The sequence below is a fragment of the Pseudomonas sp. RIT-PI-o genome, assembly GCF_001297215.1.
Classification (GTDB): Bacteria; Pseudomonadota; Gammaproteobacteria; order Pseudomonadales; family Pseudomonadaceae; genus Aquipseudomonas; species Aquipseudomonas moraviensis_A.
Genome location: NZ_LHPA01000008.1, coordinates 1 through 750 on the forward strand (window position 1 = coordinate 1; position 750 = coordinate 750).

Consider the following 750-nt stretch of genomic DNA (forward strand, 5'->3'; position numbering starts at 1 on the left):
CACCGATGGAGCTCAGGGTCTTGAAGGTGCTGCGGGTCTTGTTCGCCGGCAGTGGATAGGGAACGGTGTTTTCCTTGTGGTACAGGCACCCGCTGATCAAGGGCTGGTCGGGGTCGCCTTCAAGGAACGTGACCAGCACTTCCATGCCGATGCGCGGGATGGCGATGCCGCCGTACTGGGCGCCGGCCCAGGCGCTGGAGACGCGCAGCCAGCAACTGGTCTTGTCGTCGGCCTGACCTTCGCGATCCCAGTGGAACTGGACTTTGACCCGGCCGTATTCGTCGCAGTGGATTTCTTCGCCTTTCGGGCCGGTGACCACCGCGCTTTGACTGCCGAGGATGCGCGGTTTCGGGTGGCGCAGCGGCGGGCGGTTGGGCACGTCCCACGGCGTGGCCTGAAAGCGGTTGCGATAACCCTGATGGAAATCGTCTTTCAGCGCCGTAGTGTCGCTGGTCACCGACTCTTCGAGCACCTGCGGCTGCTTGCCTTCGTGCAGGACTTCGGTGAGCAGCCACAGATCATTCCACTTGGCTTTCGGATGTTCGGTCAGGGCGAGGAAATGGCCGCTGACCAGCAGTGGCTGATCACTCTTGCCTTCGGCGAGCTGGAAGTCGCTGCGGTGGCGTTCGAGGGCGCGTTTGGCCAAATGCTTGCCGCGCTCGCGGTCGATGAAGCGGCCCGGGTAATCGTAGTCTTCAAGGTCGGGCAGGGCGTCGCCACGGTTCTCGCTTTCCAGGGTCAGGCGCGGTT

The 750-nt window shown here is 63.5% G+C and carries 1 protein-coding gene; it reads right to left on the minus strand.

Features of this window, described 5'->3' with window-relative positions; translation table 11 throughout:
- Positions 1-750: type VI secretion system tip protein TssI/VgrG (gene tssI / locus AEQ63_RS02035; protein WP_152972315.1), on the minus strand; the 750-nt coding region annotated here is incomplete at both ends.